General features: G+C 60.9%; 15 protein-coding genes. 7 read left to right on the top strand and 8 right to left on the bottom strand.

Annotated elements, in window-relative coordinates; all coding sequences use genetic code 11:
• Positions 1 to 54 precede the first annotated feature (54 nt).
• Positions 55 to 600: an ankyrin repeat domain-containing protein gene (locus tag AC0Z4S_RS18365; RefSeq protein ID WP_485624058.1), complete on the top strand. Its 546-nt coding sequence runs from the start codon at positions 55 to 57 to the stop codon at positions 598 to 600.
• Positions 601 to 647: 47 nt separating this feature from the next.
• Positions 648 to 2,015: a DNA repair protein RadA gene (gene radA, locus AC0Z4S_RS18360; RefSeq protein WP_003228407.1), complete on the top strand. Its 1,368-nt coding sequence runs from the start codon at positions 648 to 650 to the stop codon at positions 2,013 to 2,015.
• A gap of 100 nt (positions 2,016 to 2,115) precedes the next feature.
• Here the strand turns inward: radA and AC0Z4S_RS18355 are convergent, their stop codons facing one another.
• A complete protein-coding gene (locus AC0Z4S_RS18355; RefSeq protein WP_485624056.1) occupies positions 2,116 to 2,484 on the bottom strand; it encodes a PilZ domain-containing protein in 369 nt (122 codons plus the stop codon).
• Positions 2,485 to 2,643: 159 nt separating this feature from the next.
• On the opposite strand from AC0Z4S_RS18355, the gene AC0Z4S_RS18350 reads away from it, so the two are divergent.
• The 3 genes from AC0Z4S_RS18350 to yjiA all read left to right on the top strand — a co-directional run bounded on the left by AC0Z4S_RS18350 (position 2,644) and on the right by yjiA (position 6,055).
• The gene (locus AC0Z4S_RS18350; RefSeq protein WP_471878721.1) at positions 2,644 to 4,710 is read left to right on the top strand and encodes a carbon starvation CstA family protein; all 2,067 of its coding nucleotides are present in this window, start codon (positions 2,644 to 2,646) and stop codon (positions 4,708 to 4,710) included.
• A gap of 15 nt (positions 4,711 to 4,725) precedes the next feature.
• Positions 4,726 to 4,923 carry a YbdD/YjiX family protein gene (locus AC0Z4S_RS18345; RefSeq protein ID WP_003228401.1) on the top strand — a complete coding sequence of 66 codons (198 nt, stop codon included), beginning with the start codon at positions 4,726 to 4,728 and terminating at the stop codon, positions 4,921 to 4,923.
• Positions 4,924 to 5,083: 160 nt separating this feature from the next.
• On the top strand, positions 5,084 to 6,055 hold the full coding sequence (yjiA, locus tag AC0Z4S_RS18340) for a GTPase (RefSeq protein WP_485624055.1): 972 nt from the start codon (positions 5,084 to 5,086) through the stop codon (positions 6,053 to 6,055).
• A 116-nt stretch (positions 6,056 to 6,171) separates the two neighbouring features.
• Here the strand turns inward: yjiA and AC0Z4S_RS18335 are convergent, their stop codons facing one another.
• The 5 genes from AC0Z4S_RS18335 to morA form a co-directional block, all read right to left on the bottom strand.
• Positions 6,172 to 6,876, bottom strand: a complete 705-nt coding sequence (locus AC0Z4S_RS18335; protein WP_485624054.1) for a GntR family transcriptional regulator — start codon at positions 6,874 to 6,876, stop codon at positions 6,172 to 6,174.
• Positions 6,877 to 6,894: 18 nt separating this feature from the next.
• Positions 6,895 to 7,599, bottom strand: a complete 705-nt coding sequence (locus tag AC0Z4S_RS18330) for a FadR/GntR family transcriptional regulator (RefSeq protein WP_083353603.1) — start codon at positions 7,597 to 7,599, stop codon at positions 6,895 to 6,897.
• 49 nt (positions 7,600 to 7,648) lie between these two features.
• Positions 7,649 to 8,962 carry a C4-dicarboxylate transporter DctA gene (locus AC0Z4S_RS18325; RefSeq protein WP_110603140.1) on the bottom strand — a complete coding sequence of 438 codons (1,314 nt, stop codon included), beginning with the start codon at positions 8,960 to 8,962 and terminating at the stop codon, positions 7,649 to 7,651.
• A gap of 334 nt (positions 8,963 to 9,296) precedes the next feature.
• On the bottom strand, positions 9,297 to 10,550 hold the full coding sequence (gene glyA / locus AC0Z4S_RS18320) for a serine hydroxymethyltransferase (protein WP_039761726.1): 1,254 nt from the start codon (positions 10,548 to 10,550) through the stop codon (positions 9,297 to 9,299).
• Positions 10,551 to 10,789: 239 nt separating this feature from the next.
• Positions 10,790 to 14,638 carry a cyclic di-GMP receptor MorA gene (gene morA / locus AC0Z4S_RS18315; protein WP_485624051.1) on the bottom strand — a complete coding sequence of 1,283 codons (3,849 nt, stop codon included), beginning with the start codon at positions 14,636 to 14,638 and terminating at the stop codon, positions 10,790 to 10,792.
• A gap of 288 nt (positions 14,639 to 14,926) precedes the next feature.
• Between morA and ettA the strand changes: the two genes are divergently transcribed.
• Positions 14,927 to 16,591 (top strand): energy-dependent translational throttle protein EttA, encoded by a 1,665-nt coding sequence (ettA, locus tag AC0Z4S_RS18310; protein ID WP_123463988.1) that lies wholly within the window; start codon positions 14,927 to 14,929, stop codon positions 16,589 to 16,591.
• A 347-nt stretch (positions 16,592 to 16,938) separates the two neighbouring features.
• Positions 16,939 to 18,276, top strand: coding sequence for an NADP-specific glutamate dehydrogenase (gdhA, locus tag AC0Z4S_RS18305; RefSeq protein WP_485624050.1), 1,338 nt, complete (start codon positions 16,939 to 16,941; stop codon positions 18,274 to 18,276).
• Here the strand turns inward: gdhA and AC0Z4S_RS18300 are convergent.
• Together AC0Z4S_RS18300 and AC0Z4S_RS18295 are read right to left on the bottom strand one after the other, a co-directional pair.
• A complete protein-coding gene (locus AC0Z4S_RS18300; protein WP_485624049.1) occupies positions 18,273 to 18,767 on the bottom strand; it encodes a GreA/GreB family elongation factor in 495 nt (164 codons plus the stop codon). The two genes, gdhA and AC0Z4S_RS18300, sit on opposite strands and share 4 nt — an antisense overlap.
• A 70-nt stretch (positions 18,768 to 18,837) precedes the next feature.
• Positions 18,838 to 19,194: a hypothetical protein gene (locus AC0Z4S_RS18295; protein ID WP_485624048.1), complete on the bottom strand. Its 357-nt coding sequence runs from the start codon at positions 19,192 to 19,194 to the stop codon at positions 18,838 to 18,840.
• Positions 19,195 to 19,275: the final 81 nt, after the last annotated feature.

The raw sequence follows: 19,275 nt of genomic DNA, 5'->3' as shown, positions 1-19,275 counted from the left end.
GATGCGGCGCACGCGGGGGCAGTTCGGCCTCGCGTGCGTTACAGGAGAGTGCCGATGCGTTTTTGTCTTTTATGGTTCACCGCGTGCCTGTCCTTCACCGCGTGGGCGGCCCCGGTCGAGCAAAGCCCTGAGGCGATCAAGGCACAGTTGCAGGAATACTATTTCGACGCCGCACGCCGGGGCGATGTGCCGATGCTCGATACCTTTATCGAGTCCGGCTATTCCCTCGATACCCGCGACAGCAAGGGTTACACCGCGCTGATTCTGGCGGCCTACCACGGTCAGGCACCGGCGGTTGAGCGCCTGCTCGCCGCTGGCGCCGACGCCTGTGCTCAGGATCAACGCGGCAACACGGCGCTGATGGGCGCGATTTTCAAAGGCGAGTTGCAGATCGCCCGGCGCCTGATGGCCACCGATTGCAGCCCAGACCAGCGTAACGGCGCCGGGCAGACTGCGGCGATGTATGCCGGACTGTTCAAGCGTCTGGAATTGCTTGATGCACTGCAAGCCAAGGGCGCCGATCTCGATGCCGAGGATCCGCTGGGTAATAGTGCCGCGCGTCTGGCCAGCGGTGAAATCCGTACCGCTGCGCCGCGCTGATCGGCGGTGGCTGCGTTATCATCGCGTCTTTTGCTTCGGGGGTTCTGATGGCCAAGGCCAAGCGCATGTACGGCTGCACCGAGTGCGGCGCAACCTTTCCCAAATGGGCCGGGCAATGCGGTGAGTGCGGTGCCTGGAACACCCTGACCGAAACCATGATCGAAAGCGGCGGCGCCACGGCACCTACCGGGCGCACCGGCTGGGCCGGGCAACAGGCGCAGATCAAGACCCTGGCCGAAGTCAGCATCGAAGAAATTCCACGGTTTTCCACCGCGTCCGGTGAGCTCGACCGCGTCCTCGGCGGTGGTCTGGTGGATGGCTCGGTGGTGCTGATCGGCGGTGATCCGGGGATCGGCAAATCGACCATCCTTTTGCAAACCCTGTGCAACCTGGCCAAGAGCATGCCGGCGCTGTACGTCACCGGTGAGGAATCCCAGCAGCAAGTGGCGATGCGCGCACGCCGTCTCGGTCTGCCGCAGGATCAGCTGCGGGTGATGACCGAAACCTGCATCGAAACCATCATCGCCACCGCCCGCCAGGAAAAGCCCAAGGTGATGGTGATCGACTCGATCCAGACCATTTTCACCGAGCAACTGCAATCGGCGCCGGGCGGCGTGTCCCAGGTGCGTGAGAGTGCGGCGCTGCTGGTGCGTTACGCCAAGCAGAGTGGCACGGCGATTTTCCTCGTCGGCCACGTTACCAAAGAGGGCGCTCTGGCCGGTCCTCGTGTGCTGGAACACATGGTCGACACCGTGCTGTATTTCGAAGGCGAATCCGACGGTCGCCTGCGTTTGCTGCGTGCAGTGAAAAACCGTTTCGGCGCGGTCAACGAATTGGGCGTGTTCGGCATGACCGACAAGGGCCTGAAAGAAGTCTCCAATCCTTCGGCGATTTTTCTCACCCGGGCCCAGGAAGAAGTCCCGGGCAGTGTGGTCATGGCGACGTGGGAAGGCACCCGGCCGATGCTGGTGGAAGTCCAGGCGCTGGTTGATGACAGCCATCTGGCCAACCCGCGTCGGGTGACGCTGGGGCTGGATCAGAACCGTCTGGCAATGCTGCTCGCGGTGCTGCACCGTCATGGCGGCATTCCGACTCACGATCAGGACGTGTTCCTCAACGTGGTCGGTGGCGTGAAGGTGCTGGAGACGGCGTCGGATCTGGCGCTGATGGCGGCGGTGATGTCGAGTTTGCGCAATCGGCCGTTGCCCCATGATTTGCTGGTGTTCGGTGAAGTCGGCCTGTCCGGCGAAGTGCGCCCGGTGCCGAGCGGGCAGGAGCGGCTGAAAGAAGCGGCCAAGCACGGTTTCAAACGCGCGATCGTGCCCAAGGGCAACGCACCGAAGGAAGCGCCGGCAGGGTTGCAGATCATTGCGGTCACTCGCCTCGAACAAGCCCTCGACGCACTCTTCGAATAACCACAATCCCCTGTGTAGGAGCTGCCGAAGGCTGCGATCTTTTGATTCTGTTTCAAGATCAAAAGATCGCAGCCTTCGGCAGCTCCTACAGGGGGCCAAGTCAGATGTCGATCAGCGCGCCCAACTCGCGCTCCAATTCGGCCTCATCCGCCAGGTTCAGCTCGATCAACCGCCGCAGGCGCTGGATCGATTCCAGGCTGATGTGCCGGCAGATGAACCCCAAATGGCCGTTCTCCTCATGCGCCAGATGCACGTCCATCTCGATATCGACGTCGTCGCTCAGATGAATGTCGACGAAGAAGTCCTGCTCTTTATCCCCAAGCCACGGCTCCGGTCGCTCGATCAGCAGGCCCTTGAGTGACAGGTCGATCAGCCTGACCGGCCAGATGTACTCGCCTTGTTTCAGCTCGGTTCGGGCATCGAACGCAATACGTTTGAAGCGACGTCGATTGGCGGGTTGCTCGTTCATGGCGCAATCCTCATGAAGGTTCGCTGACTATAGACCGCGAATGCGGGCGCCAGCCAATCGCTCACGCGTCTAGACCTATGTCGGGGTATGGCCTTTGGCGCCGTAAGCGCTAAACTCGGGGTGGCTGTCTTTCTTGTCCACCCTGGCTGGAATAAAAAAATGAAAAATAATAATAGCCTGCTGCGCCACTTACCCTGGCTCGTGCTGGCAATCGTAGGAGCGTGCGCCCTGGGCGTAGTGGCATTGCGCCGCGGCGAGGCGATCAACGCCTTGTGGATTGTGGTCGCTGCCGTGGCCATTTATCTGGTTGCGTACCGTTACTACAGTCTGTTCATCGCCAACAACGTGATGCAACTGGATCCGCGTCGGGCCACCCCCGCCGTGCTCAACAACGATGGTCTGGACTATGTGCCGACCAACAAACACATTCTTTTCGGTCACCACTTTGCGGCCATCGCTGGCGCGGGGCCGCTGGTCGGTCCGGTGCTGGCGGCGCAGATGGGGTATCTGCCCGGCACGCTCTGGCTGATTGCCGGCGTGGTGCTGGCGGGCGCGGTGCAGGACTTCATGGTCCTGTTCATGTCGACCCGCCGCAACGGCCGTTCCCTGGGCGACATGGTGCGTGAAGAAATGGGCCGGATTCCCGGCACGATCGCGCTGTTCGGCTGCTTCCTGATCATGATCATCATCCTCGCGGTGCTGGCGCTGATCGTGGTCAAGGCCCTGGCCGAGAGCCCGTGGGGCATCTTCACCGTGATGGCGACCATCCCGATCGCGATGTTCATGGGCATCTACATGCGCTACATCCGCCCGGGCCGCATCGGCGAAATCTCCGTGGTCGGCGTGTTGCTGCTGCTCGGTTCGATCTGGCTGGGCGGGCAGATTGCTGCCGATCCGGTATGGGCCAAGGCCTTTACCTTCACCGGTGTGCAGATTACCTGGATGCTGGTCGGTTACGGTTTTGTCGCCGCCTCGCTGCCGGTCTGGCTGATTCTGGCACCGCGTGACTATCTGTCGACCTTCCTCAAGATCGGCACCATCGTCGCGCTGGCGATCGGCATCCTGATCACCATGCCCGAGCTGAAAATGCCGGCGCTGACCCAGTTCGTCGACGGCACCGGGCCGGTGTGGAAGGGCGGTCTGTTCCCGTTCCTGTTCATCACCATCGCCTGCGGTGCGGTATCGGGTTTCCACGCACTGATCTCGTCGGGCACCACGCCGAAGCTGCTGGATAACGAAACCAACGCCCGCTACATCGGTTACGGCGGCATGCTGATGGAATCGTTCGTGGCGATCATGGCCATGGTTGCCGCTTCGGTGATCGAGCCGGGCGTGTACTTCGCCATGAACAGCCCGGCCGCCGTGGTCGGCAGTGATGCCGCGTCAGTAGCGCAAATGGTCACCAGTTGGGGCTTCGCGATCACGCCGGAAGCGCTGCAAGCGGTTGCCCATGACATCGGCGAAACCACCATCCTGGCTCGCGCCGGTGGTGCGCCGACCCTGGCGGTCGGTATCGCGCAGATCCTGCACAGTGTCCTGCCGGGTGAAAACACCATGGCGTTCTGGTACCACTTCGCGATCCTGTTCGAAGCGCTGTTCATCCTCACGGCTGTCGACGCCGGTACCCGTGCCGGGCGTTTCATGCTGCAGGACTTGCTCGGCTCTTTCGTTCCGGCGCTGAAACGCACCGAATCGTGGAGCGCCAACCTGATCGCCACCGCCGGTTGTGTGGCGATGTGGGGCTGGTTGCTGTATCAGGGCGTGGTCGATCCATTGGGCGGCATCAACACCCTGTGGCCACTGTTCGGCATCTCCAACCAGATGCTCGCCGGTATCGCGCTGATGCTCGGCACCGTGGTCCTGATCAAGATGAAGCGCCAGCGCTACATCTGGGTCACCCTGTTGCCGGCCACCTGGCTGTTGATCTGCACCACCACTGCTGGCTTCATCAAGCTGTTCGACGCCAACCCGGCGATCGGCTTCCTGTCGCTGGCGAAGAAGTACAGCGATGCGCTGGCCAACGGTCAGGTGCTGGCACCGGCGAAAAGCGTCGAGCAGATGCAGCACGTGATCTTCAACGCCTACACCAACGCCACACTCACTGCGCTGTTCCTGTTCGTGGTCTTCAGCATCCTGTTCTATGCGCTCAAGGTCGGCATCGCCGCCTGGGGCAAAAAAGAGCGTACGGATAAAGAATCGCCATTCCAGGCCCTGCCGGATGCGTAACCAGAGGATTGCAGCATGTTCAATGACCTGAGTCGCCTCGGTAAATACCTCGGTCAGGCCGCGCGCCTGATGGTCGGCATGCCCGACTACGACACCTACGTCGAGCATATGCAAACCAAACACCCGGACAAACCGGTGATGAGCTACGAGATGTTCTTTCGCGAACGTCAGGAGGCCCGTTACGGTGGCAAGGGTGGGCCGAAGTGCTGTTGAGCTGACAGCCTGCGGTTGAGGTAATCCCTGTGGGAGCGAGCTTGCTCGCGAAAGCGGTGTGTCATCGGGCATTGATGTCGGCTGACACGACCCCTTCGCGAGCAAGCTCGCTCCCACATTTGTTTTTGGGTTGTTCATTTATTTTTGAAGGAGAAAGTGTTTGTCATCTCCCATTCCGGTAACGGTCCTCAGCGGTTTCCTCGGCGCCGGCAAGACCACCTTGCTGCGTCATTTATTGAAAGCCGAGCACGGCCTGAAAATCGCCGTGATCGAAAACGAATTCAGCGAAGCCGGCATCGACACTCAGTTGCTGGGTGATGAGCCGGTGCAAGTCATGACCCTGGCCAATGGCTGCGTCTGCTGCACCATTCACACCGATCTGACCAAGGCGCTGTACCTGCTGCTCGAACGCCTGGACAGCGGCGAGATCTCCTTCGACCGTCTGGTTATCGAGTGCACCGGTCTGGCCGACCCGGCGCCGGTGGCGCAGACGTTCTTCATAGACGAAGAGCTGCGCGAGCGTTATCTGCTCGACGGCATCATCACCCTGGTCGACGCCGCCCACGCCGATGTGCACCTGACCCAGGCCATCGCCCAGGCGCAGATCGGTTTTGCCGATCGCTTGCTGGTGAGCAAGACCGATCTGGTCGATGAGGCCTCGTTCACTGCACTGAGCGAGCGGCTGACGCGGATCAACCGCCGCGCGCCGATCCGGGTGGTCGAGCATGGCAACATCGATCTGGCCGAACTGCTGGATGTGCGCGGCTTCAATCTCAATGCTGATCTCGGTGGTGGTTTGAGCTTGCGTCCGGTGAGCAAGGCGCCGTCGATCGATCGCATCTCCAGCCTGGTGCTGCGCACCGATCAGGCGCTGGATATCGATCAGCTCAGCGAGTTCATGAACGAACTGCTGGAGGAACACGGCAAGCAATTGCTGCGCTACAAAGGCGTGCTGAATATTGCCGGCGAGGATCGACGGCTGGTGTTTCAGGGGGTGCTGAAACTCTATGGTTTCGACTGGGACACCGAATGGGCCGAAGGCGAGGCGCGGGAAAGCGTGATCGTGTTTATTGCCGATGATTTGCCGGAAGAGAAGATTCGGGCGGGGTTTGCCAAAGTGGTTTCTGCCTGATGGATCTTGGTTGTCAGTGATGGCCTCTTCGCGAGCAAGCTCGCTCCCACAGGAGACGGTATTCCGTCCAGAGATATGCGCTCAACTGTGGGAGCGAGCTTGCTCGCGAAGGCGATCTAACCGACAGCACAATGCTCAAGGTCTGAACCCAGCAGGGTCTGCTCAAGATGATCCAGATGTCGGCTCATCACCATCCCTGCCTTGGCAGCATCACCTCGCTCCACTGTTTCAACCAGCGCCAAATGCTCTTGCCACGCGCAACAGCTGTGCGTCTGGCAGTCACTCCGCGCAATCGCCAGCGACGTCAGCGGCACCAGACTGGCAAGAAAATGCGCCAACGGCAGATTGCCCGCCATCTGCGCCAACGTCAGATGAAACTCCCCGGACAACCGAATCGCCGCCCCGCGCCGATCCTGCTCGACGGCGCGCTTCTCGCGCTCGATCAACGTGCGCAAGCATTTCAATTCATCTGCACGCGGCCGCTGACAGGCCAATCGCACCAATGTGCTTTCAGCCAGCCGCCGCGCATGCAAGGTCTGTCGGATCAACTCTCGATCGGGCGCCGCCACTCGCGGCCGATGATTGGCGCGCAGCACCACGATCTGTTCATGGGACAACTGCGTCAGTACCCGCCGCACATCGGCGCGGCCGGCGCTGAACATCGCCTTCAGACTGTCCTCGGTAAACCGGCTGTGTTCATCGATACGCTGCTCGAGAATCGCATCGAACACTCGCGGATACAGATCCTCCACCGGCGTGCGCAGGCCAGAGAAGAGCAGGGCGGTCGAATGCGCATGCGAGGTTGAAGCAAAACTGTTCATGGCCGTTCTCCTGGCAGATCAGGTGGGCAGGTTGTCGTCCGGAATATTCAGCTCGACGCCCATGCGCTGGCCTTCGCGCAGAATGTGCCGGCGCATCTCGGCGCTGGCCTGAGCGCTGTTCTTGCTGCGGATCGCGCGGACCACGGCTTCGTTTTCTTCCAGACGCTCAGCCAGATGCTCCGGGGAATTGCGCAACACGTCAGCGCTTTGCTTGAGGGCATTGCTGGTCTGCTGGACCACGCTCTGGAAAATCGGGTTCGAGGTGAGGGTGAACAGCTCTTCGTGAAAGGCAATGTAGGCGCTGACCCCGGCTTCGCTGTCGCCGGCCTCGAGGGCTTCGCGCATGTCCATCAGGGTCAGGCGCAACTGGCCGACTTCCTTGCTGCTGATCGATTGCGCAACCAGCCCGACGATGAACGGCTCGAGGGTGTAGCGCAGTTGCAGCACGTCTTCGAGGCTGGCCCCGGCCACCGCGCTGTCGTGGCTCTGGCTGTCGCTGAGTTGCGCATCGAGGACGACCACGCCTTTGCCCGGCATCGAGCGCACCAGACCGAGGGTTTCGAGGACGATCACTGCTTCGCGCAGGCTCGGCCGGCTGATGCCCAGTTGTTCGGCCAGTTCGCGCTGGCCTGGCAGCATGTCGCCTGTGCGCCACTGGCCACGAGCCAACGCGGCGCGGAGCTTTTCCACCACTGAGTTGACGACGGTTGAAGTTGTAATCACGTATTGGCTCCCTGCGCCGTGCCTGCGCATTGGCAGGCACGGCACTCATTCAAAATTCTTTGGCCGCCGCCTGAGCGACGGTTTTTCGCGGTTGAAAGTTATAGCCCTGTTCGCCGTTGAGCACCTTGTTCGCGCGCTGCACGTCGATGTCCTTTTCCCAGCGGGCGATGGCCACAGTGGCGACGCAGTTGCCGATCAGATTGGTCAGCGCCCGGCCGATGCCCATGAACCAATCGACCGCCAACACCAGCACCAGACCAACCACAGGAATCGCCGGGATCGCCGTCAGCGTCGCCGCGAGAATCACCAGCGCCGAACCGGGAATGCCGTGGGCGCCTTTCGAGGTGATCAGCGAGACCAGCAGAATCGTCAGCAAATCAGTCATCGCCAGTGGTGTACCGGTGGCATTGGCGATGAACACGATGGCCAGGGTCAGGTAGATCGAGAAACCGTCGAGGTTGAACGAGTACCCGGTCGGGATCACCAGCCCGACGGTGGAGCTGCCGATACCGAGGTGTTCGAGCTTGCGCATGATCTGCGGCAGCACGGCGTCGGAAGAGGCGGTGCCCATGACGATCAGCAGTTCTTCGCGCAGGTACTTGAGCAGAGGCCACATGCGCAGGCCGGAAACGCGCATGACCAGACCGAGAATCAGCGCGACGAAGGCGACGCAGGTCAGGTAGAACAGACCGACCAGACTGCCCAGGTGCTGCAGCGAGTCGAGGCCGTATTTGCTGGTGGTGAAGGCGATGGCGCCGAACACGCCGATCGGCGCCAGACGCACGATCATGCCCATGATGCGGAAGATCACATGGCTCAGTTCGTTGATCAGCCGCGAGATCCCGGACGCCGCTTCGCCGACCAGATTCAGCGCACTGCCGAACAGCACCGAGAACAGCAGCACTTGCAGAATGTTGTTGTCGGCGAAGGCACCGATTACCGAGGTCGGGATCAGGTCCATCAGGAATTGTGTGGTGGTGTGCATGTGCTGACCGCGTTCGGCGAGGTCGCCCATGTCGGCGCTGGAGAGTTGCTCAAGATGGATATTCGCGCCGCTGCCGATGCCGGTACTGAAAGCGAACACCAGGCCGATCACCAGGGCGATGGTGGTCAGCACTTCAAAGTAGATCACCGATTTGAGGCCGATGCGCCCGACCTTCTTCAGATCGCCCGCGCCGCTGATGCCGCTGACCACTACGCAGAACACGATCAGGCCGATCAACATCTTGATCAGTTTGATGAAGCCATCGCCGAGCGGTTTCAGTTGGGCGGAGTATTCAGGAAGGGTCAGCCCGCAGACGATGCCGAGCATCAGTCCGAGAACCACTTGAAGGAAGATTGAACGCGAGCACCATCTGAGCATGGGAGGAATCCTGGGTCGGTGTCCTGGCTGCCGCACGCGTTGCGCATCGGATTCAGGACTTAATTATTGTGGTCTTACCGGTATGTCCAGTGCAGGCGCAGTCTACGCTCGGTTTTTTCGGGATGACAAGTGAAAAGATCAGAATTGGCATGACCGGTCTGGCCAGTGGCCCTAGCCACGTGTAGGAGCTGCCGAAGGCTGCGATCTTTTGATCTTGTTTTTAAATCCAGATCAAAAGATCGCAGCCTTCGGCAGCTCCTACAGCGGAATCACAGGCGAAAAAAAACCGGCCAATCACTTGGCCGGTTTTTCATGCTGCAAGTCTAACGTCGCATTAAGCGCCGTATACCGGCAATTTCTTGCAGATGGCTTTGACTTTCTCGCGAACGGCGTCGATCACCGCTTCGTTGTTCAGGTCAGCCAGGATGTCGCAGATCCAGCCGGCCAGCTCTTTGCACTCAGCCTCTTTGAAACCGCGAGTGGTCACAGCCGGAGTACCGAAGCGCAGGCCGGAGGTGACGAACGGCGAGCGTGGATCGTTAGGCACGGAGTTCTTGTTCACGGTGATGAACGCTTTGCCCAGAGCGGCGTCGGCGTCTTTCCCGGAGATGTCCTGCTTGATCAGCGACAGCAGGAACAGGTGGTTTTCAGTACCGCCCGATACCACGTCGAAACCGCGCGCGATGAACACTTCGGCCATGGCCTTGGCGTTCTTCACCACTTGTTGCTGGTATGCCTTGAACTCAGGCTGCAGCGCTTCCTTGAAGCAGATGGCCTTGGCCGCGATCACGTGCTCCAGCGGGCCGCCCTGGGCGCCCGGGAATACGGCGGAGTTGAGCTTTTTCTCGATCTCGGCGTTGGCCTTGGCCAGGATCAGACCGCCACGTGGACCGCGCAGGGTCTTGTGCGTGGTGGTGGTCACGACGTCAGCGAAAGGCACCGGGTTCGGGTAGACACCAGCGGCAACCAGACCGGCGACGTGAGCCATGTCGACGAACAGGTAGGCGCCGACCTTGTCAGCGATTTCGCGGAAGCGCGGGAAGTCGAGGATCTGCGAGTAGGCAGAGAAACCGGCAACGATCATTTTCGGCTTGTGCTCGACTGCCAGGCGCTCGACTTCGTCGTAGTCGATCAGGCCGTTGGCGTCGATGCCGTACTGGATGGCGTTGTACAGCTTGCCCGAGGAGGAAACGCTGGCGCCGTGGGTCAGGTGACCGCCGTGGGCCAGGCTCATGCCCAGAATGGTGTCGCCAGCCGACAGCAGCGCCAGGTACACCGCAGCGTTGGCCTGGGAACCGGCGTGCGGCTGAACGTTGGCGTAATCGGCGCCGAACAGTTCCTTGGCACGGTCGATGGCCAGTTGTTCAACCACGTCGACGTATTCGCAACCACCGTAGTAACGCTTGCCTGGATAACCTTCGGCGTACTTGTTGGTCAGGACCGAGCCTTGAGCTTCCATCACCGCTGGGCTGGTGTAGTTTTCCGAAGCGATCAGCTCAATGTGTTCTTCCTGACGCTGAGCTTCTTGCTCCATGGCGGCAAAAAGGTCGGCGTCGTACTTGGCAATAGTCAAATCACGGCTGAACATGGCGGTCCTCAAGGATCGGGGGCAGAAAAGGGGGGCATTCTAACCCAACCGCTTTTGGATGACATATGAAACGACATCATGTCGCAGACAAGTGGTGTTCATGACAGATGTGCGGTGCATCTGCCGGCCTCTTCGCGAGCAAGCTCGCTCCCACAGTAACCGAGGTGACCTCGCTATTTTGTGACCGCCATCAATCCCTGTGGGAGCGAGCTTGCTCGCGAAGGCCCCGCCGCGAATCTTCAGTCGAACATGAACAGCGCGTCGTTACAGAACTGCGCTTCAAACCGTCCCGCCGGCATTGGCCGTCCGAACAGGTAACCCTGCACCTCATCGCAGCCATGCTCACGCAGGAAGTCCAGTTGTTCATGGGTTTCCACACCCTCGGCGATCACCGCCAGATTCAGGCTGTGGGCCATGGCGATGATCGCCCGGGCGATCTGCGCGTCCTGTTCGCCGGACGGCAAGCCGTCGACGAAGGTACGGTCGATCTTCAGCACGTCGATCGGGAATTGCTTGAGGTAGTTCAGCGATGAATAACCGGTGCCGAAGTCATCGACTGCGATGCTCAGGCCGAGGTTCTTCAGCCCGGCAAGAATCTGCATCGCCTCGCTGACCTCGCGCATCAGGATGCTTTCGGTCAATTCCAGTTCCAGGCACGCCGGTGGCAGGCCGGTTTCCCGCAGGATCGTGGCGATCCGCGTGCCCAACTGGCCGTCGGAGAACTGCCGTGCGGAAATGTTCACCGAGACCTTCGGCACCCGCACCCGTTGCTGGTGCCAGGTTTTCAGCTGCCGGCACGCCTCGCTGATGACCCAGTCGCCAACGTCCACCACCAGCCCGAGCTCTTCCAGCACCGGAATGAAATCCCCCGGCGGCACCAGCCCGCGACGGGGATGACGCCAGCGCAGCAGCGCTTCGGCGCCGGTCAAACGTTTGCCGTCGCCGCTGAACTGTGGCTGGTAATACAAGACGAATTCGTTCTGTTCCAACGCATGACGCAGGTCGCTTTCCAGCTCCAGACGTTCCAGCGCACTGGCGTTCATGTCGGCCTGATAAAACTGGAAGTTGTTCTTGCCGCGTTCCTTGGCGTGGTACATCGCGGTGTCGGCGTTCTTCATCAACTGGCTGAGTTCGTTGCCGTCCTGCGGGCTCAAGGCAATGCCGATACTGGCGGTGACGAAGAACTCGCGGCCCTCGAGCACGAACGGCCGCACCAGGCTGGCGAGAATCTGCTCGGCCACGTGAATCGCCCGGTTCAGCGCCAGTTCGCGGCTGGAGCGATGTTGCAACAGCAAGGTGAATTCGTCGCCACCCATGCGCGCGACGGTGTCGTCGTCATCGACGCAGGCCAGCAGGCGCGTGGCCATGTCCTTGAGCATGCGGTCGCCGGCGGCGTGGCCCAAGGAGTCATTGATCGGTTTGAAACGGTCGAGGTCGAGGAACATCAGTACCACCCACGACTTCTGCCGTTCGGCCGCTTGCAGGGCGGTGTGCAGACGATCCTGGAACAGCGTGCGGTTCGGCAGGTGGGTGAGGGCGTCGTAATAGGCGAGGCGGTGAATGCGCTGCTCGCTGGCCTTGCGCTCGCTGATGTCGCTGAAGAAACACACGTAGCTGGCCAGATCGCCCTCGTCGTCGAGCACGGCAGTGATGCCGACCCACGCCGGGTAATGCTCGCCGTTACGGCGCTTCATCCATACTTCGCCTTCCCAGGTGCTGTGCTCGTGCAACTGCTTGAGCACGTAACGCAGGTGCGCGTCCTGCTGCTCGTCGACAGTGAGCATGTTCGGCAACTGGTCGAGCACTTCGCTGACGGTGTAACCGCTGACCCGACTGAACGCTTCGTTGGCCTGGACGATGTAGCCGGCCGGGTCGGTGATCAGGATCGCCGAAGTCGAATGCTCGAATACCGTGGCGGCCATGCGCAGGTCTTTTTCCGCGCGGCGCTGCTGACTGATATCGCGGCCGACGCCGAGCACACCTTCGAACGCGCCATGTTCGTCCCACACCAGTACCAGGCGCAGTTCGATCGGAATCTTGCGGCCATCGGCGCGCAGGCAATCGAACAGGAACAGCTGCGTTTGCACCTGACTGCGCAGCAACGCCAGTTGCTCGGGCTTGTCCAGCGCCTTGCTGACGCGGTCCATCAGCGCATAGATACCGTTCAGTTGCCCGGGATTGGCGATGGTCGATTGCCAGCCGTTCTGGAAAATCCATTCGGCATTGTAGCCAAGCACGGCTTGCACCGACGGGCTGACGTAGTTCAGCGAAAGCTTGCTGTCGGTGGAGAAAATCACGTCGCTGATGCTTTCGGCGAGCATGCGATAGCGCTGTTCGCTGTCACGCAGCGATTCGCTGGCCTCGATCTGTTCGGTGATGTCCTTGGCGACGCCGATGATCCGCGTGACCTGATCGTGCTTGTCCCGCGCCAGTGCCTGTTCGCGAATGTCGAAGCGCCGCCACTTGCCGTCGCGATGACGGAAGCGCAACTGGCATTGCAACAACTGGCTGTAACCGGCGTGGCGCTGCAACTGCCGCGAGCGATGGTAGTAGTCGGCGTCTTCCGGGTGCAGGAGGATTTCCCAGAAGTATTCGCCCATTTGATGCAGCTCGGTGCGGTTGTAGCCGAGGGTCTGGCCGAGGTGGTGGTTACTGAAAATCATCCGCTGGCTGATCACGTCCTGCACATACAGATGATCCGGCACGGTGCGCACCACGTCCGACCAGAAACCTTCGCGCTCCAGCAACGACAGTTCGATCAGCTTGCGGCTGGTGATGTCGTTGATGCTGAGGATCACCGCTTTATAGTCGTGCTGCTCGCTCGGCAGGCGCAGGACCATCCACAGGTGCTGGTCGCGGCCATTGCTGTTGGGCAGTTTGATTTCCAGTTCCAGCTGCTTCTGCTGTTGCAGGACGGCGTCGAGGATCTGCTGGCCGATTGCGCACTGCGGATGGCGCTGGCCGTCGATCAGCAGTTGCCAGGCATCGTCGCAGGAATGCACATCGAGCAGTTGCAGGGCGACCTGATTGACCTCGGTGACGCGCATTTCCTGTAGAAGTTGCTGGCGCTGCTGTGGTTGGTCGAGCCAGGCTTTTAGCTGGTCGCTGGTCTGGATCTGCGCCTTGTCGAACATCTGCTTGAGGCCGGACAGGTCAAGCACGCACAAGGCCACGCCGGTGCCTTCGAAAATATCCTGATAGCGCCGCCGACCTTCGTGCACCTGGCGCTGGCGGCGGCGCATGTTCAGCAGCGCGATCACCGGCAGCATCGAAATCGCCAGGCCGAGCAGGCACTTACCAATGAACGCCGGCAGCAATTCTTCCAGTACGCGCTGGCGGTCGAACAGCCCACGCAGTTGCCAGTCACTGCTGCTCAGCGGCACGGTCAGCACGGTGTTGGCGACATCGTCCGGGGTCAGCACGCCGGCCTTGGCCGATGTCAGCGCGGCGTCGCGGCTGATGATCTGGTGATTGAGGCGGTTTTCCACCAGCCACAAGGGGCGCAGGGCGGTGGCGTCCTGTTTGGTCAGCGAGTCGAAGAAGGTCGGCGTCAGGCGCAAGGCCCAGTAACCGCGACTGCTGCCGCTGGCCTGATGCAGCAGCAGATGCACCACCGAGCCGTCATCGGCATTGCTGAAGTAATGCGCCTGAGCGCGGCTGCGGCGCACCAGTTCGGTCAGGTAATCGGCATCGGAGCTGTCGCTGGCACTGTCGCTGATGATGCGGCCGGAGGGCGAGAGCAGGGCCATGCTGCGCAGATCGGGCAGCGAGCGCTGCAGTTTGCGCAGGAGCATCTGCTGTTCGTCGGCGGTTTGCGGTTGTTCGACGATCGGTAGCAGATTGAGGGCGATTTGTGCGTTCAGCGCCATGTTCAGGCTGACCTGCGCGGCGAGGTCGGCGGTGTAATCGATGGTGAACTGACGCTGGTTCTTCTGGGTTTCGCGCAATTGATCAAGCAGTTGCCAGAACAGCAGCGCCAGCAATAACAGCACGAGGGTGGCCAGCGCCCCCTTCAATGTTCCGCGCAGGGGCGAGCCGGGCGCCGGTGGGGTGCTGCTCACAGAGGCTGGCGGAGTGACATTGGTCAAGCTGTGATCCTGCGATTTGGCTGGACTGGCGCGACGTGCACTATAAGCCGGACGCCCGAAGGGCGGCTAGCATGCCTTGAGTTGTGGCGAAGTGCCAGCCCCTCTCGGCTGGACTGCCTTCCAGCATTAAGGTAGCTTTGCCGGTTAGACCGGGGGCGTTCCAGCCCCTACAATCAGACTTTTTCCAGCGCGCACGCATTGATGACCCTCAAGTGAACGACGCGCACCGGTCTGGCCAGGCATCGCCTGCGCTCCAATCATTCATCTGTCACTGACCCAAGGTTCTCCATGGCTCAATACGTCTTCACCATGCATCGGCTGGGCAAAGTTGTTCCGCCGAAGCGGGAAATCCTCAAGAACATTTCGCTGTCCTTCTTCCCCGGCGCCAAGATCGGCGTGCTCGGCCTCAACGGTTCGGGTAAATCCACGCTGCTGAAAATCATGGCCGGCGTCGATACCGAGTTCGAAGGCGAAGCCCGTCCGATGCCGGACCTGAACATCGGTTACCTGCCGCAAGAGCCGCAGCTCGACCCTGCCAAGACCGTGCGTGAAGTGGTCGAGGAAGCGGTCAGCGTGATCAAGGACGCGCAAGCGCGCCTGGACGAGGTCTACGCCGCCTACGCCGACCCGGATGCCGACTTCGACAAGCTCGCCGCTGAACAGGCCAAGCTCGAAGCGATCCTGCAGGCCAGCGACGGCCACAACCTCGAGCGCCAGCTGGAAGTCGCCGCCGATGCGCTGCGTCTGCCGGCCTGGGACGCCAAGGTTGAACACCTGTCCGGTGGTGAGAAGCGTCGTGTCGCCCTGTGCCGTCTGCTGCTGTCCGCCCCGGACATGCTGCTGCTCGACGAACCGACCAACCACCTGGACGCCGATTCGGTGGCGTGGCTGGAGCACTTCCTCCACGACTTCCCGGGCACTGTGGTAGCGATCACGCACGACCGTTACTTCCTCGACAACGTCGCTGGCTGGATTCTCGAACTCGACCGCGGCGCGGGCATTCCGTACGAAGGCAACTACTCCGGTTGGCTTGAAGCCAAGTCCGATCGTCTGGCCGCCGAATCCAAGCAGCAGTCGGCCCATGAAAAAGCCATGAAGGAAGAACTGGAGTGGGTGCGCAAAGGCGCGAAGGCCCGCCAGTCGAAATCCAAGGCACGTCTGCAACGCTTCGAAGAAATGCAATCGCAGGAATTCCAGAAGCGCAGCGAAACCAACGAGATCTACATCCCGGCCGGTCCGCGCCTGGGCGACAAGGTCATCGAATTCAAGAACGTCACCAAGGGCTACGGCGATCGCGTGCTGATCGACAACCTGTCGTTCTCCATGCCGAAAGGCGCCATCGTCGGCGTGATCGGCGGTAACGGTGCCGGTAAATCGACCCTGTTCCGCATGCTGATGGGCAAGGAAACACCGGATTCGGGCAGCATCGAAGTCGGCGAAACCGTGCAGCTGGCTTGCGTTGATCAGAGCCGCGAAGACCTCGATGGCAGCAAGACTGTGTTCCAGCAGATCTCCGACGGTTCCGACCAGATCCGCATCGGCAACTACGAAATCCCGTCGCGCACTTACGTCGGTCGCTTCAACTTCAAGGGTGGCGACCAGCAGAAGTTCGTCAAGGACCTGTCCGGTGGTGAGCGCGGTCGTCTGCACCTGGCGCTGACCCTGAAGGAGGGCGGCAACGTCCTGCTGCTCGACGAACCGTCCAACGACCTCGACGTGGAAACCCTGCGTTCGCTGGAAGAAGCCCTGCTGGACTTCCCGGGCGCCGCCATTGTGATCTCCCACGATCGGTGGTTCCTTGACCGTGTCGCCACGCACATCCTGGCGTACGAAGACGACTCGCAAGCGGTGTTCTTCGAAGGCAACTACACCGAGTACGAAGCCGACCGCAAAAAGCGCCTCGGCGAAGCAGCGGCCCAGCCACATCGGGTACGTCACAAGAAACTGGCCTGATATCGGGTTGGTTGCAGTAAGAGCGGAGCCTTCGGGCTCCGTTTTTTTTGCCTGGTTTTTTAGCGAAACCGAGGCGCTCCCTTCGCGAGCAAGCTCGCTCCCACAGAAGAACGCATTTCAAATGTGGGAGCGAGCTTGCTCGCGAAGGGGGTGTAACTGTTGGTGCATGACGTGAGTCTGATCTCACCATCAGAGTGCAAAGCAGGGTCAAAAACCGACCTGATTTATATCCTGTGCACCATTTAATTTCATAACTGCGACATTTTGCTCTGTTCCTGTGCGCAACTCGTTTGTTACAGTCCGGCCCAATCTCCTCCAACGACAATAAATTTGCCGAGACTTTGCCCATGATCGAATCCGTCGAATCCTTCCTTGCGCGCCTGAAAAAACGCGACCCGGACCAGCCCGAATTTCACCAGGCTGTCGAAGAGGTGCTGCGCAGTCTATGGCCGTTTCTCGAAGCCAATCCGCACTACCTGACCTCGGGGGTTCTTGAGCGTATCTGCGAGCCGGAGCGCGCCGTAGTGTTTCGCGTGTCGTGGGTCGATGATCAAGGCAAGGTCCAGGTCAATCGCGGTTTCCGCATCCAGATGAACAGCGCCATCGGCCCATACAAGGGCGGTCTGCGTTTTCATCCATCGGTGAACATGGGCGTGCTGAAATTCCTCGCCTTCGAGCAGACCTTCAAGAACTCGCTGACCTCCCTGCCCATGGGCGGCGGCAAGGGCGGTTCGGACTTCGATCCGAAGGGCAAGAGCGATGCGGAAGTCATGCGTTTCTGTCAGGCGTTCATGAGCGAGCTGTACCGCCACATCGGCGCCGACGTAGACGTGCCGGCCGGCGATATCGGCGTCGGTGCGAGGGAAATTGGCTTCCTCTTCGGTCAATACAAACGCCTGAGCAACCAGTTCACCAGCGTCCTCACCGGCAAAGGTATGACCTACGGCGGCAGCCTGATTCGCCCGGAAGCCACCGGCTTCGGTTGCGTGTACTTCGCTGAAGAAATGCTCAAGCGCCGCGGGCAGACCGTGGAAGGCAAGCGCGTGGCGATTTCCGGCTCCGGCAACGTTGCCCAGTACGCGGCGCGCAAAGTGATGGATCTGGGCGGCAAAGTGATTTCCCTGTCCGACTCCGAGGGCACGCTGTACTGCGAAGCCGGGCTGAGCGAAGAACAGTGGCTGGCGCTGCTGAAACTGAAAAACATCAAGCGCGGGCGCATCAGCGAATTGGCGAGCGCTCATGGCCTGGAGTTCCGCGCCGGTCAGCATCCATGGTCGCTGCCGTGCGACATCGCGTTGCCTTGCGCGACGCAGAACGAACTCGACGCCGAAGCCGCGCGCACTCTGCTGGGCAACGGCTGCGTGTGTGTGGCTGAAGGCGCGAACATGCCGACCACGCTGGAGGCTGTGGATATCTTTATCGAGGCCGGCATTCTCTTTGCGCCGGGCAAAGCCTCGAATGCCGGCGGCGTGGCTGTGAGTGGGCTGGAGATGTCGCAGAACGCCATGCGCCTGCTGTGGACGGCGGGCGAGGTGGACAGCAAGCTGCACGCGATCATGCAGTCGATCCACCACGCTTGCGTGCATTACGGCGAAGACAACGGTCAGGTCAATTACGTCAAAGGCGCGAACATCGCCGGTTTCGTCAAAGTCGCCGATGCGATGTTGGCGCAAGGCGTGGTTTAAGCCGGTTCGATGCGGATCACTTCGATCAGTTGATCGCCGGCCGGTCGCTGCCAGAGCACTTCATCGTTGAGCCGGGCGCCGAGCAAGGCCCGGCCTAGCGGCGAGGCCCAGTTGATCAGGCCCTTACTGGCGTCGGCCTGATCCTCGCCGACCAGTTGCACGCGGTGTTCGGTGTCGTGTTCGTCAGCAAAAGTCACCCAACTGCCGATCTGCACCTTGTCGGTGGACGTCGCGGCGACAGCGACTTGGGCGCTGCTCAGGCGTTGGGTGAAATAACGCAGATCCCGTTGCAGGTCGGCCAGCCGTTGCTTGTCGGCTTGCTCGCCTTTGGCCGTTTGCTCGGCGTGCAGGCTTTGCAGTTCGGCGACTTTCGCCTGCAACTGCGCCAGGCCTTGCGGCGTGACGTAATTGGGCTGCGTGCTGACCTGACGTTCGACCGGCTGATCGGCCTGCGCGGCGGCGTTGTCTTCGTTGACGAATGCGCGACTCATGAAGTCCTCCTGTTAAAGGATTTGGGCCATGGTTGCCGGCATTTGGTTTCAACGGATGTCTGCAAGCGACCTATTGCGAGCGATAAGCCCGCCCGACGTCCTGGTCCTTCTGCTGCTGCCAGGCACGTTCGCGTTCGTCCCAATGTTCGTTGCGGTATTGCTCGCGATCCTTGTTTTCCAGCATCGCCTGGCATTGGCGGAAGCCGTCGACCCAGCCTTCGGCGTATTGCTGGTCCTTGAGATAGCGCGGCACGTTCTTGCGAAACTCGCCGCTGATCGAACCCGCCGCTTGCCGGCCGCTGACGCAACCGTCATCGAAACCGTCGGCGAAGGCCGGTGGATAACCCTTGGCGATCAAGTCTTCATGAGTGGTCTGGCAACCGCCCAGCGCCAGGACAAGCCCCAACAACCCCACGCACCGCCACATCGCACTCTCCCGCGCCGGTTTTCGGCTGATAGGGGAAGTCTAGAAGGGGATTGGTCGATGTGGTGTGAAAGAAAGATCAAA

The organism is Pseudomonas sp. 1L-B-1-E-C1, assembly GCF_057291835.1.
The sequence above is the reverse complement of the archived record's forward strand: the minus strand, read 5'-3'. Positions and strand labels throughout refer to the sequence as shown.